Annotated in this window: 14 protein-coding genes and 1 tRNA gene; 3 read left to right on the forward strand and 12 right to left on the reverse strand. The window is 65.1% G+C overall.

What is annotated here, in order from left to right; translation table 11 throughout:
- Positions 1 to 344 precede the first annotated feature (344 nt).
- Positions 345 to 632 (forward strand): hypothetical protein, encoded by a 288-nt coding sequence (locus ACXJL8_RS16775; protein ID WP_456618109.1) that lies wholly within the window; start codon positions 345 to 347, stop codon positions 630 to 632.
- Between the two features lie 633 nt (positions 633 to 1,265).
- On the opposite strand, the gene ACXJL8_RS16780 is transcribed toward ACXJL8_RS16775, so the two are convergent.
- The 3 genes from ACXJL8_RS16780 to ACXJL8_RS16790 all read right to left on the reverse strand — a co-directional run bounded on the left by ACXJL8_RS16780 (position 1,266) and on the right by ACXJL8_RS16790 (position 2,690).
- A tRNA-Arg gene (locus ACXJL8_RS16780) sits at positions 1,266 to 1,342 on the reverse strand.
- Between the two features lie 147 nt (positions 1,343 to 1,489).
- Entirely contained in the window at positions 1,490 to 1,963 is a 474-nt protein-coding gene (locus tag ACXJL8_RS16785; protein WP_456618110.1) for a hypothetical protein, read from the reverse strand.
- Positions 1,964 to 2,123: 160 nt separating this feature from the next.
- Positions 2,124 to 2,690: a hypothetical protein gene (locus ACXJL8_RS16790; protein WP_456618111.1), complete on the reverse strand. Its 567-nt coding sequence runs from the start codon at positions 2,688 to 2,690 to the stop codon at positions 2,124 to 2,126.
- A gap of 215 nt (positions 2,691 to 2,905) precedes the next feature.
- Here ACXJL8_RS16790 and ACXJL8_RS16795 point away from each other — a divergent pair, with 215 nt between their 5' ends.
- Entirely contained in the window at positions 2,906 to 3,292 is a 387-nt protein-coding gene (locus tag ACXJL8_RS16795) for a VOC family protein (protein WP_456618112.1), read from the forward strand.
- A gap of 52 nt (positions 3,293 to 3,344) precedes the next feature.
- Here the strand turns inward: ACXJL8_RS16795 and ACXJL8_RS16800 are convergent, their stop codons facing one another.
- Complete coding sequence (locus ACXJL8_RS16800; RefSeq protein WP_456685265.1) at positions 3,345 to 3,842, reverse strand: hypothetical protein; 498 nt, start codon at positions 3,840 to 3,842, stop codon at positions 3,345 to 3,347.
- A gap of 248 nt (positions 3,843 to 4,090) precedes the next feature.
- Here ACXJL8_RS16800 and ACXJL8_RS16805 point away from each other — a divergent pair, with 248 nt between their 5' ends.
- Positions 4,091 to 4,444, forward strand: coding sequence for a GrlR family regulatory protein (locus ACXJL8_RS16805; protein ID WP_456618344.1), 354 nt, complete (start codon positions 4,091 to 4,093; stop codon positions 4,442 to 4,444).
- Here ACXJL8_RS16805 and ACXJL8_RS16810 read toward each other — a convergent pair whose 3' ends face one another.
- The 8 genes from ACXJL8_RS16810 to ACXJL8_RS16845 all read right to left on the reverse strand — a co-directional run.
- Positions 4,445 to 7,132, reverse strand: a complete 2,688-nt coding sequence (locus ACXJL8_RS16810; RefSeq protein ID WP_456685266.1) for a PAS domain S-box protein — start codon at positions 7,130 to 7,132, stop codon at positions 4,445 to 4,447.
- A gap of 123 nt (positions 7,133 to 7,255) precedes the next feature.
- Entirely contained in the window at positions 7,256 to 8,170 is a 915-nt protein-coding gene (locus ACXJL8_RS16815; protein WP_456685267.1) for a DMT family transporter, read from the reverse strand.
- Between the two features lie 78 nt (positions 8,171 to 8,248).
- Entirely contained in the window at positions 8,249 to 9,064 is an 816-nt protein-coding gene (locus ACXJL8_RS16820) for an NUDIX hydrolase (RefSeq protein WP_456685268.1), read from the reverse strand.
- A gap of 4 nt (positions 9,065 to 9,068) precedes the next feature.
- Positions 9,069 to 10,022: a dihydrodipicolinate synthase family protein gene (locus tag ACXJL8_RS16825; protein WP_456618117.1), complete on the reverse strand. Its 954-nt coding sequence runs from the start codon at positions 10,020 to 10,022 to the stop codon at positions 9,069 to 9,071.
- Between the two features lie 104 nt (positions 10,023 to 10,126).
- Complete coding sequence (locus ACXJL8_RS16830) at positions 10,127 to 11,005, reverse strand: SDR family oxidoreductase (RefSeq protein ID WP_456618118.1); 879 nt, start codon at positions 11,003 to 11,005, stop codon at positions 10,127 to 10,129.
- 180 nt (positions 11,006 to 11,185) lie between these two features.
- The gene (locus tag ACXJL8_RS16835) at positions 11,186 to 12,046 is read right to left on the reverse strand and encodes a MaoC/PaaZ C-terminal domain-containing protein (RefSeq protein ID WP_456618119.1); all 861 of its coding nucleotides are present in this window, start codon (positions 12,044 to 12,046) and stop codon (positions 11,186 to 11,188) included.
- 229 nt (positions 12,047 to 12,275) lie between these two features.
- A complete protein-coding gene (locus ACXJL8_RS16840) occupies positions 12,276 to 12,665 on the reverse strand; it encodes a Zn-ribbon domain-containing OB-fold protein (protein WP_456618120.1) in 390 nt (129 codons plus the stop codon).
- The coding region (locus tag ACXJL8_RS16845) for a thiolase domain-containing protein (RefSeq protein WP_456685269.1) at positions 12,665 to 13,525 on the reverse strand (861 nt) is incomplete at its 5' end. The genes ACXJL8_RS16840 and ACXJL8_RS16845, both read right to left, overlap by 1 nt.

Raw genomic sequence — 13,525 nt, forward strand, 5'->3', positions numbered from 1 at the left:
GCTCCAAACGATCTGCGGGCGCAGCCCTCCGACCGACGCGGAGCGACCGCCAGAGATGCTTCCCTCGAATGCCTCGAGAGGACTGCCCACGGCGACAAGACTAGGGACGAAGCCGCGCGCGCGAATTGCGCAGGATCAAGGATGGTGGCGATCTCCTGCGAGGTGGCCGCGGCGCAAGCGCAGCATTGGCCGTGCGCGCGAACATCAGGTAGTCTTGCGAAGCTGGATCAGGCCTGCGGCGGACTTGGCTGAAGATTTGTTCATCAGCATTACATTTCGGTGCCGCCACAATTTGATCAGAACATGTTCGATATCGTGCATTTCGTAAGCAGAGGAAGGATATCATGAAGTTCAAAATTGGCCTCGTCGCCGCGTCCCTGTTCGGTGCCATCGTGGCATCGCCGGCGGCGTCCGCCATGCCCATCGCGCCTGCACCTGCGACGCCGCAGGTCTCCGACGTCGAGCAGGTCCGCATGGTCTGCAATGAATGGGGGCGCTGCTGGTGGCGGCCGAACTACGCCTATGGATACGGCTACGGCGCGGGATATTATGGCCCGCCGCGATATTACGGCCCGAGATATTACGGTCCGCGCTATTATGGTCCACGCTATGACGGCTATCGCCGCTGGTGAGATCTGAAGGGGCCCTCGGGCCCCTTTCCCATTTGCGAGACAACGCACTCGGCTCGCGACCGCTGAGACCAATTCCAAATCTGATTTAGATCAAAGAAAGAAATCACCGTCCCGGCATTCTGTGCCGATGGCGGATCTCATCGTTTTTCGATGCCCTCAGACGGGCATGAATGTTCAAACCCATCTGGAAAGACAGCCGAAACGCGAAGGCCGAAGTTTCGAAGCGTTCAGCTGCCCCGCCTGCACGCGGGTCCATTTCATCGATCTCGCCTTGGGCCGGCCGATGATCGGAGAGCGTTGACGCGCGGGCTCTTCGCATCACGCCCACYCGTTCGAGGACCTTCGGACAACCTCCGCCGGGGTCTCAGATCCACACCGCATTCCATGATGACCGCAATATTACGGCTCGTTTCGCGATTCACGGAATCAGACGTTTCACCATTGATATGATTTCGACCATGGCATCGATTGCGGGTTAGACGAAATGTCGTTCAGTGGCTTTGAGACCTTGCCGCGCGACGTTCAATGAACCGCCATCGGAGACGCTGGCGCGCGGCCGGCTGTCCATGCTGCCAACCGCTCAGGCCGCCGCACGCCTCGCAGCCTTCCGGAACATAAGCCGAACATCGAGACTGGCGCGCTCGGAGAGATTCGAACTCCCGACCCTCGGAATCGAAATCCGATGCTCTATCCAGCTGAGCTACGAGCGCTTCGGCCCGCGCCGGGCCACAACCGAAATACGGGGGTCGGTGCTGGGCGAGCCATCACCGGGCGTATCGTTCGGATGTGTTCGAATTAGCAGACAGGTTTGACAATAAAAAGCCCCTACCCGCCCCCGCTGAGGCAGATCGAAGCTTTCACCAGGTCATGTTGAAGGGGCTGAAATGCGGCTGCTGTGCCACCAGCATCATCGGCCTGCCTTGCTGCGGCGCCGGATGCGTCCTGGCGACCTTGCGCTTGGGTTGGACCTGCGGCTTGGCGTCGGCCCTCTTGACCGAGGCCGCATCGGCCTTCGCTGCGGCCGGCGCGAACTGCGCGAAGGTCTCGCGCACCCTTGCCTTCGCCGACAACTCGGCCAGCGCGTCYGCCTGCACCGGCGGCTGGGTCGCAGCCGCCGTCTTCACCACGGGCGCGGCCATGGTTGGCTGACTGGTGTCGATCACGACACGATCGGGCAGATGGCGATCGGAGCGGATCCGGATCAGGGGCTGGCTGTTGCTTGCAGTCGCCACACCCTGTGCAACGGGAGAGGCCGGCAGAACGAAATCCACCGCGAACAACAGTGCGAGCAGCGCTCCACCGACGAAAACGAAATACCGAAAGATGGGCATGGGCCGCGCTCCCCCCCGCATCCACGCGTGGGCTCCTCGCCTTAACAGGCGATCCTATAGTTGGTTCCTAAGCCCAGCCGTTAGGTTCAAATGGCGACATCAAGTTTTTTGACCAAGGGCCGGAACAGTCACGTTTCCGCTACTGGGGCCGCGCAGCCCGTTATGCACGTCGTGCCGCAACCAGCGAGCATTTCGCCTGATCGGCATTGATATTGATGAAGCCGACGGGGATATGCGCAAAGGTCTTGCGGCTCTTCATGCTGACGGTGTCGGCCAGTATCCGGCTGCGATCGGTCAGATGGCTGCCATCGCGCCGCGTAAAGGCGCAGACGATCTCGACATCCCTTATGGCATAATCATTGTCGTTTCGCAGGGTGAACGTCACCAGCGCCTTCGAACCGAGGCCGCCACGGCGCCAGGTCTGAGATGAAATCCTGAGACGATCGAGTTCTGCMGCTGCCGGAGCCTGCGCTTCGGAGAGCGCCCCTGCCGCCGCCGGGGGAACCGGCTCAACAGCGGCCAACGCCGCGTTCACGGGCTCGACCTGAGCGGTGTTTCCTTTGGAGAGAGGTATCAGCATCCACACGGCGCAGCCGACGATGAGGGCTGCCAGCAGCCACAGAAGGCTTCGGCCGAACGAAACGCTCGCGATCGTCGCGCCCCGCGCCAGATGCTCGCTGAGCCCCGCGAAGCGTCCCCACCCGATCCGGTCAAACCCTGTGGTCATGGGTGCGTCACCGATCGCGGCCGAGGCATTTCGTTGCGCATCCGTTCGACACGATGCGGGCAGTCTACGACAGACCCGGCCACTGCTTACTTTAATCCAGGAGACGAACTATGGTTCCCGCGCTCATGCGAATCCGGGAACGACGGTGGCGATCACCGGCCGGGCTCGCTAACATGCGCTGCAACATCGCGAAGACCCCGTCGGGAGGAAATGAAATGCCAGTCGTCGTCACTTGGGATCACGTCCATCTGCGCAGCCCCGATCCGGAGGCCACGGCGGCCTGGCTGCGGGACATCCTCGGTGGCGAGATCGTGCGCGCGCCGGGACGGATCGACGTGAACCTCGGCGGCGCCAGGATCTTCATCGCGCCGCTGGAGGGCGACAACGCCGTCAGCCCGCCGCCACCGCATCCCCATCAGGGCCTCGACCATTTCGGTCTCACGGTGAAGGACATCGACGCCGTCGCCGCCGAGATCAAGGCCAAGGGCGTCACCTTCACGCGCGAGCCGACCACGATCCGGCCCGGCGTCCGCATCTGCTTCATCCGCGGCCCCGAAGGCATTTCCATCGAGCTGCTCGAGCGCGACAAGAAATATACCTGAGGCGGCGCGGACCGGATCGGGCGTCAGCCGGGCRAACTGTCGCCCGGCGCGCTTAGGTCATGCTGCCGGGCATGAAGCAGCGGATGGTGACGCCCGTGTAGCCGTAGATCGGCCAGACCATGGTGCGTCCGACCCGGTTCGGCTCCGAGATCACGGCTTCCTCGGGTACGTCGACCCAGATGAGTTCCKGCTGCTTGCCGTCGATCACATAGCCATAACGCGGGACGCGGACGCGATAGTGCCCGTCCTTGCTGTCCCAGTCGGAGTCCGACAGCGCCGACCCGTCGGCATCGGAGCAGCATGGCCCCTTGCCGCTTCGCAGGCCGTCGAACCAGGCCTTCAAGTCGGCATTGGTGTTGACGAACTGGCCGCGGTCGCGCGCGTGCCCGAAGGGGGCAGCGAGGGCAATCAGGGCTAATGCGCAGCCCAGCCTCGCCGCGCTTCGCCAGCGCGTCGCGGCGCCGATTCGCCGATGTTGTCTTTCGCAATTCGTGGGACGCGCACTGTACAGACGCGGCTCATCGCCGCCGGAATCGATCCAGTTGCTCACGTTCGTCTTGCTCCAGCACCCCGCGGCCAGTGCAACAATGGTTATGCATTTCGCGGGCCAATTCCGATTCGCAGCGGTCAGCCTCGCCTCATGATGAGACCGTCATAACGGCGTCACAGACAAGCCGGGAAATTACGGTCTGGCCGACTTGCCAACCGGCAAACTGCCGCGTTGCGCCAGGGGATGGCCTTTGGCATAAACGCTTGACCGGTGCGCCTCGGGCGACGGCCACCGACCTGCGGGACGTTATGAAGAACGGCCTCTATTCGATTCACGTGACGCTGCTCGACGGTCGAGCCGGCAAGGGCAGCGGCGTGATTCTTTTCCGCGACGGCAAGATCCTCGGCGGCGACGCCTATCTCTATTACACCGGCAGCTACAGCGTGAAGGACAACAACACCTTCAAGGGCGAGGTGCTGGTACAGCGGCACACCTCGCCGCGCGGCGACGACAATCCGCTGTTCGGCGGTCCTGCTCCGGTCGGCATCGGCGTCAGCGGCACCTACACGGACACGCGCGCGGAGATGACGGGCACGGCGCTCGTCGGCAAGGCCAGCCTGATTTTCGGCGCGACCCTGCACAAGCTTGCGGACGTCGACTAGCTATTCCGCCGCCTGCTCCAGCGGCGCGACGCGCGGCAGGATCATCTGGATGCGCGTGCCGCTGCCCGGCTCGGAATCGAGATCGAGTCGCCCGCCGAGCCGGTTGGTGACGATGCTGTAGACGATGTGCAGCCCGAGACCGGTGCCGCCCTGGTCGCGCCGCGTGGTGAAGAACGGATCGAAGGCGCGGCGGCGCACGTCGAGCGACATGCCGCAACCATTGTCGGAGACGATGATTTCGACATTGTCCTTGCCGGACTCGCGCACCTGGATGTCGATGGTCCCGGGCCGGCCGTCCGGGAATGCATGCGCAACGGAATTGAGGAACAGATTGGTCAGCACCTGCCCGTACGGGCCGGGATAGCTGTTCATGGTCAGATTGGGCTGGCACTCGACGTTGAGCGTCAGGTTGTGCTTGCGCAGGCCCGGCCGCAGGCTCATCACCACCTGCTCGGTGAGATCGGCGAGATCGAAGCTGCGCTGATCCGAATAGTTGCGGTCGGCCGCAACCTGCTTGAACGACTGAATCAGCTCGGCGGCGCGGTTGAGATTGGCCACGAGCTGCGAGGACGCGTCGCGGCTGGTGTGGAGATAGTCGTTGAGCGTGGAGCGGCGCAACTCACCACGTTCGACCTCCGCGGTGAACATCGCGGTCTTGCGCTCGAGCGCCGAGGCGACCGTGAGGCTGATGCCGACGGGATTGTTGACCTCGTGCGCGACGCCGGCGACCAGGCGCCCGAGCGCGGCGAGCTTCTCCGCCTCGATCAGCGAGGCCTGGGTCTCGCGCAGATTGCGCAGCGCGGTCTCGGYGGCTTCCTTGGCCTTGCGCATCTCCTGCTCGCCGCGCTTGCGCTCGCCGATGTCGAGCGCAACGGTGACGATCCGCTCGATCTCGCCCTCGGCATCGAGCAGCGGCAGCTTGTTGACCAGCCATTGCCGCATGTTGCCGGAGCTATCCTTGTACTCCTCCTCGTAGAAGCCGAGCCCCTTGCGGAAATTGAGCACGCGCTTGTCGCTCTCGTCGGACTTGGCCGCGCCATAGCGCGACATCAGGTCGGCGGTGGTGCGGCCGAGCGCGTCGCCGGGCTCGATGCCAAAGATGCCGGCCATGTAGCGGTTCATCAGCACATAGCGCAGGTCGCGATCCTTGACGTTGATGACCGCGGGCACCGTATCGATGACCTGCTGGAGCAGGCGCCGCCCTTCGGCAATGGCGTCTTCAGCGCGCTTCTGGTCGGTGATGTCGCGCAGCGTGCCCTCGTAGCGGACGATGTTGCCCGCCTCGTCCCGCACGCCGCTCGCGCTGTCGGAGAGCCAGAGGATGTCGCCGCTGCGCTGGCGCACCTGGTACTCGAACTCGCGCACCATGCCGTCGCGCGCCATCAGGCGCTGATATTCGGCGCGCGCCTCGGGATGGACGTAGATGGTATGGGCAATGTCGTTGATGCTGTCGATGAGATGCTGCGGGCTGTCATAGCCCATCATCCGCGCCAGCGCCGGATTGGCGTTGAGGAGGTCGCCGGCCGGCGTGGTCACGTAGATGCCGTCGACCGACCCCTCGAACAGCTTGCGGTAGCTTTCTTCGGCCAGCCGCTGCTCGGTGAGCGCGCGCACCGCCGCCTCGCGCGCCGTGTCGGCCTCCTCCAGCGCGCGGCGGAACACTTCGGCCGCCCGCGCGATGTCGCCGATCTCGTTGTCGAGGTCGGCCGACGGGATCGAGGTGTTCTTCTCGCCGGCGGCAAGCGCGCGAATCGATCGCGCGATCTGGGCGAGCGGACGCACCGTCCTGCGCACCACGAACATCGCGGCGGCAATCCCGATCAGCACGCCGATCGTGCCGAGCACGATGCTCTGCCATCTTGCCTCCGTCAGCGTGCGCGCGAAGTCGCGCGACAGCACGTGGCCGCGCCGCGCGCTGACCTCGCGCAGCAATTCGGTGACCCGCCCGATCAGCCGGCCCTCGGTTCCCAGCACCTCGCGATCGATGTCCGCGATCTGCCGCTCCCGCACGGCGACTGCGATGATCGCCTCGGCGTAATTGTTCACGGCCGATTTCAGACTGGCATCGGTGATGTCCATCGCCCGCATGCTATCCGCCGCCTGCTCGGCCGCGGACGGGTTGCGCGCGAGCAGCCCGAGCGCGATCCGGCTCTGCGCCTCCGACAGGCGGGACGCAAGCTCACGGTCCGCCGTGCTGGCGACAGCCGCATCGAACTGGTCGCGCAGCGGCGGCAGCCCGGCGAGCAGCTGGGCGCGCCGGTCGATCAGGGCGGAGATCCGCTCCAGGCCGCTGCGATAGGTCGCAAGCCGCTCGGTGACCCCGTCGATCATGTCCTGCTGCTCGGGCGCAAGCTCGATACGGGTCTTCTTCAGGATGTCGCTGAGCGTCGAGGCCGCCTCGCCGACCTGCTTGAACTGGATGCCGGCGCCTGGATCGGTGACGAAGTCGCGCGCGGCGAGGCGCAGCTCGTTCATGCGACGGTCGATATCCTCGGCGAGGTCGCCGACGCTCTGCAGCCGCTGCAACTCGGCGAAAGTGGTATCGATGTGCCGGATCGCGATCACGCTCGCGGTCGAGGTGACGATGATCACCGCCAGCACGAGCAGGAAGCTGCCGAACGTGAGCTGGCCGATGGAGAGCGAAAAGATTCGCTTTTTCTCAGGGGTCGGCGTCGATTCGGCGGACATTGGTGCTTTAAGGACCGGGCTATTGGAAGCCCAATATACGACGTATTGCGGCCCCGGGGGAACATGCCTTCGGCCGCGGAAAACCCTTAAAGTTGCGGTCCTCGGCCCGCCGCTTGTTCCGGATTATGACGTTTTGACGCGGGCCGGCCTGCGGGGTCGGATCGTCATGGCGGCGACGCCGATGACGACGCAGGCGAGCCCGAGCCAGGCCGTCCGGCTCAAGGTTTCGCCGAGGAAGGCGACGCTGATGGCGACCCCGATGGGCACGCGGAGATAGGCCTGCGCGGTGGTGCCGACCGAGCCGAGGGTCTGGATCAGGCGGAAATAGATCGCGAATGCCGCAGCGGTCGAGAACACGGCCAGCGCGAGCAGCGCCAGGATCGAGCTCAGCGAGGGTGACAGCGTCCAGGGCTGTTCGAACAGGAGCGAAGCCGGGATCAGGACCGCCGCCCCCGCAAGCAGCGACCCGGCGGCCGGCGCCATCGGATCGAGCCCCTTGAAGCYACGCCCGAAGATCGCGGCACAGGCATAGCAGATGGTGGCGGCGACGATCGCAGCCTCCGCCACAAGCCCGCCGCCAACGTCATGGAACGCGTCGACGCCGACGATCAGCAAGATGCCGGCCATGCCGGCGACCACGCCGAGGAGCTTGCGCGGCGTGGTCGCCTCATGGCGGGTGACCATGGCCGTGAGCAGGAAGGTGAAGATCGGTCCGGCCGAGTTGAGGATGGTGGCGAGCGCGGCATCGACATGGCGTTCGCCCCAGGCTATCAGCGTCCAGGGGATCACGCTGTTGAGCACGGCCTGGAAGGCGAAGCGCTGCCAGGTCGCGGCGTCCGTCGGCATTTTGACGCCGCGCGCCCGCATGACGACGAGCAGCAGCAGGCCGGCAATGGTGGTGCGCGCCGCGATCAGCGTGATCGGCGGGATGGTGGCGACGCCGAGCTTGATGAAGGTGTAGGAGCCGCCCCACAGCGTTGCGAGCGCAACCAGCAGCGCCAGTTCAAAGGCGATATTGGTGTCCTGCCGGTTGTCCATGGCGCGTCCCGTCCATTCGCGATGGACGGAACCTAGCGCGTCCGTAGCAGCCAATACTTCGCTGCGTGTCGAAGTGTATTAGCCGACTGCGCCGACCTCGAACACCTCGCCGTCATAGCCGGCCTCGCGGGGGATGCGGAGCTGCCGGCCGGTTTCGGTCTTGGTCATGACCGGCATCACCGTGACGATCGACATGCCGCGGGCATGGTCGAGCGCGGCGCCTACGCTGGCCTGCTTTGCCAGCCGGWTCAGGTTGCGCGTGGTCGGGAACGGCAGCTTGAAGCGGCCGCTTTCACCGCCCTCCACCGCCGCGCGCGGCGAGACCCAGATCGAGTCCGTCGACTCCCGCCCGTCATGGGCGCCGAGTTGGTCGGGCGGCGCAGCCGCGAGGAAGAACCAGGTGTCGAACCGCTTCGGCATGCCCTCCGGCGTGATCCAGTGCGCATAAGGCACCAGCGTGTCCAGCGCGAGCTRGAGGCCGTTGTCGGCGAGAATGCTGAGGAAGCTGATTTTGTGCTCGTTGAGCGCGACGCGATGCGCATCCGCGATCTCGCCGGCGCGCCTGGCGTCGATCGGCGTGCCCGAGTCCCTGGAGCGCGCCAGCAGGATGCCGCTTTCCTCAAAAGTCTCGCGGATCGCGGCGATACGGAAACCGCGCTCCGCTTCGCTGAGGCCCTCGCCGCCCGAATAGAGGTCAGCGCGGGCGACAATCTCGTTGTCGCCGGCATCGACGCTGCCGCCGGGAAACACCAGCGCACCCGAGTTGAACTCGATCTGATGATGGCGGACCATCATGAAGACTTCCACCTCGTCGCGGCTCTTGCCGTCGACAGCCGTTCCGTCACGGAGCAGGAGGATCGTCGACGCGGGGCGTGATGCGGCGGTCTCGGCCATGCAACTAACCTGCGGCGCTGGATTGCGGCTGGAGATTGGCGCGCTTGTCGACCTTCGCCACGCGCGACAAGAGATACTCGACCTCGGCCTTTGCCGCCGGCGTGATGGTCGCGCCCGGCTTGCGCTGCGCGCTGGAAGCGATGATGCCGCGCTTCTGGAGCACGTGTTTGCGCACGGCCAGGCCCGCGCCCGGCTGCTGCTCGTAACGGATCAGTGGCAGATGCGCGTCGAACAGGTCATGCGCGGCATCGCGCTTGCCGGCCTTGGAGAGGTTCACGACGTCGATCAACAACTCGGGGAACGCATAGCCGGTCATGGCGCCGTCGGCGCCGCGCTCCATCTCGAAATCGAGGAACGTGCCGCCATTGCCGCAGAGGATCGAGAGCGGACGGAGCGAGCCGTCCTTCTGGAAGCCGCGCAGCGTCGAGATCTTTTCGAGCCCCGGCCAGTCCTCGTGCTTGAGCATCACGCAGTTCGGATTGTCCATGACGATCTTGCGGATCACGGCCGGGGTGAACACCACCTGCAAGGTCAGCGGATAGTCCTGGAGCACCCAGGGCACGTCCGGCCCGATCGCTTCCGCCGCCTGCTTGAAGTAGCCGACGATCTGGTCGTCGGTGCGGAGCGACGGCGGCGGCGCGATCATCACGCCGGCCGCGCCCGCGTCCATCGAGGCCTTCGCCAGCGAGCGCATGGTGGCAAATCCCGGTGCGGAGACGCCGACGATCACCTGCATCTTCTTGGCGCGCTTGACGAAGCGCACCGCCACCTGCTCGGCCTCGGCGGCATCGAGCTTCGGCGCCTCACCGAGGATGCCCAGCACCGTGACGCCGTCGCAGCCGACCTCCTCGTAGAAATCGGTCAGGCGGTCGATCGAGCGCTCGTCGATCCGGCCATCATCGTGGAACGGCGTCGGCGCGATTGCGAAGGTGCCCTTGGCGTCGGCGGTCAGTTTCATCAGTCTCTCTCTTTCTCCGTCATTCCGGGGCGCGCGCAGCGCGAACCCGGAATCTCGAGGTTCCGGGTTCGGCTCTTCGAGCCGCCCCGGAACGACAACAACGGCTAAAACCGCCGCGCACCCATCTTGATCTGCTCCTCGGAGAAGAAGATCTCCTTGGCATGATCGGCGATGTCCTGGGCCTTCCAGCCCGTGTGCGGCGGTTTCCAGCCTTCCATTTCCATCATCCGCATTTCGCGCACGCCGCGGGGCCCGGACACGCCCAACACCTTGCCGGTCTGGTCGCCCGACAAGTCGCTGACCATGTATAGCACGGCCGGCGCGATGCCGTCCGGCCCCAGCGCCGCCGAGGGGTTCTCCTTATAGCGGGGCAGGTCTGCGGTCATGCGGGTCAAGGCGCCCGGGGCCAGCGTCCAGATCCGGATGTTGTATTTGCGGCCCTCGATCGCCAGCACGTTGGACAGGCCCCAGATGCCGCCCTTGGCCGCGCCGTAATTGGTCTGGCCGAAATTGCCGATCAGGCCGGACGTCGAGGAGGTGTTGACGATGACGCCGCCGCCGTTTTCCCGCATCCAGCGAAACACCGGCATGGTGCAACAAAAGGTACCCTTGAGGTGGACCTTGATCACCTTGTCCCAGTCGGCCTCCGAGGCCTTGGAAAAGGTCTGGTCGCGCAAGATGCCGGCATTGTTGACGAGGATGTCGGCGCGGCCAAAGTGCTTGATGGCGTCGTCGAACACCGACTGGCCGCCCTCCATGGTGGAGATGTCGGCGCCGTTGGCCACGGCCTTGCCGCCTTCCGCCTTGATCGCGTCCACCACAAGCTGCGCCATCGACTTGTCGGCGCCGGAGCCGTCGCGGGGGCCGCCGAGGTCGTTGACGACGACGGATGCCCCTTCCCGCGCGAACAGTCTTGCGTAGGCCTCACCAAGCCCGCCGCCCGCGCCGGTGATCAGCGCAACCTTGCCGTCGAGTAATCCCATGGTGGCTTCTCCCTGTTTGTTTTTGTTCTCTCGTGTCCCTTGTTCTCTCGTGTCCCGGACGCGATGCAGCGTGAAACGCTGCGTCGCAGAGCCGGGACCCAGTTCCTTGCTACGTCCTCTGGGCCCCGGCTCAGCAGCGCATCACTGCGTGCTGCGCTGCGTCCGCGGCACGAGACCGACCTAACCCAGCACCGTCTTGCCGCTCTTGATCACGGTGACGCCGCGCGACTTCACCTTGGCTTCGAAGGAGATCACATTGCCGTCCTTCCAGAGGTCCATGGTGACGGTCTCGCCGGGATAGACCGGCGAGGAGAACCGCGCGACGTGCTGGCGGAAGGCGCTCGCGTCGTAGTCGGCGTAGGTCTGGAGCACGCCGCGGCAGGTGATGCCGTAGGTGCACATGCCGTGCAGAATCGGGCGCGGGAAGCCGGCCTTCTTCGCAAACTCGGGATCGCTATGCAGCGGATTGCGGTCACCGCAGAGCCGATAGACCAGCGCCTGGTCGGGGCGCGTGGTGATGTCGATGGTCTTGTCGGGCGCGCGCGACGGGATCTTGTGCAGATCGGGCTTGGTCAGGTTCGGCCCGCCAAAGCCGCCGTCGCCGCGGGCAAAGCGCGAGGCGACCAGCGTCGCAAGCTTCTCGCCCTTCTCGTTCTTGAGCACGGTCTGGTGGCTGATCACCACGCCCTTGTCCTTGCCCTTGTCGTAGACCTCGATCACGGAGGAATCGGCGGTGATGTTCGCGGCCACCGGCAGCGGCTGGTGGAAGGTGATGTCGCGCTCGCCGTCGACGATCATGACGCGGTTGAGGTTCATCTCGCCCGGCCCGGAGCCCCACGCCGCCACGGAGGCAAACGTCGGCACCACCTTGAGCGGCCGCGGCGTCAGCGTGCCTTCGTTGACGAAGGCGAGCTCCTTCTCGTCCATCGGATCGGCGCCGAGCCCGATGCCATAGGCGTAGAGCATCACCTCGCGATCGCCGTAGGCGTATTTCTGCCCGAGGTTTTTCAGGCCTTTGAGTTCTTCGTATCTGGCGGACATTTTGTTTGTTTCCTCCCGGCATTCTTATGCGCCGCTGCCAGTCGAAGTGCCCTCTCCCTTGGTGGGAGAGGGCTGCAAGGACAGTGCGGCAAACTCATTTGGGTGAGGGGTTGGCTCCGCACACAGAGTCTTTCCGTGGAGACAGACCCCTCATCCGGCGCTTCGCGCCACCTTCTCCCACATCCGCCTTCGCCAAGGCTTCGGCGGACAGGAGGGAGAAGGGAAGAAGTCAGACCGGCGTGAAGAACGGCAGCGGTGCGCCGTCGGTCGGCTTGAACACCACTTTCACCTTCTGGCCGATCTTCAGCGTCGTCAGATCGCAATCAACGAAATTGGTCTGGAGCGACGGGCCCTCCTTCAGCGTGACGTAGCCGATCGCGTAAGGACCGGTCGGCGACTTCCGCATCAGGCTCCAGGTATAGATCGTGGCCTCGCCCGAAGACTCCTCCCACACCGTCTTGTCCGAGTAGCAGAACGGGCAGATCGCGCGGGGGAAGTAGTGCGCCTCGCCGCAGGCGGTGCAGCGCTTGATCATGAACTTGCCCTGCTTGGCAGCTTCCCAGAACGCCGCGGTCTCCGGGTTGGTCACCGGGGCTGGATATTTCTTTGCATCTACCATCACACGCGCTCCAGAATGGCGGTCGAGGCGGCGTGGCGAACTCCCAGAAGGCCGCCGGTGCCGTGGGCGATGGCGAGATCGCAGTTCTTGACCTGCACCTTCGGATGCGCCTCGCCGCGCAACTGCCGCACGGCCTCGATGATCTTGGTCATGCCGCCGCGGTTGACGGGATGGTTGCTGCAGAGGCCGCCGCCGTCGGTGTTGAACGGCAGCTTGCCGACGCCCGAGATCAGATTGCCGTCGGCGACGAACTTGCCGCCCTCGCCCTTCTTGCAGAAGCCGAGGTCCTCGAGCTGCATCAAGACGGTGATGGTGAAGCTGTCATAGATCGAGGCGTATTTGATGTCCTTCGGCGTGATGCCGGCTTCCTCGAATGCGCGCGGGCCGGACCAGATTCCGGCGGAATAGGTCAGATCGAGATCCTTGCCGCCGCGCGGGCCCTTCATCGCCTCGCCGTGACCGATCAGCTTGACCAGCGGCTTCTTCAGGCTCTTCGCGATCTCCGGCGTCGTCACGATCAGCGCGCCGCCGCCGTCGGAAACGACGCAGCAATCCATGCGATGCAAGGGATCGGAGATCATCGGCGAGTTCAAGACGTCCTCGACGGTGACGACGTCCTTGAGCATCGCATGCGGATTGTATTGCGCGTGGTGCGAGGCGGCGACCTTGATCCAGGCGAGCTGCTCGGAGGTGGTGCCATAGTCGTGCATGTGGCGCATGGCACACATGCCGTAGGCATTGTGCGTGGTTGCACCGTAAGCGGACTCGAAATCGGCTTCCGCGCCGGCCGCGCGCGGCGGCATCACGCCGGTGCGCGGCTTGCCGGCGAGCGTGATCAGCGCGATCGAGCACTTGCCGGC

Source organism: Bradyrhizobium sp. P5_C11_2 (assembly GCF_054049755.1).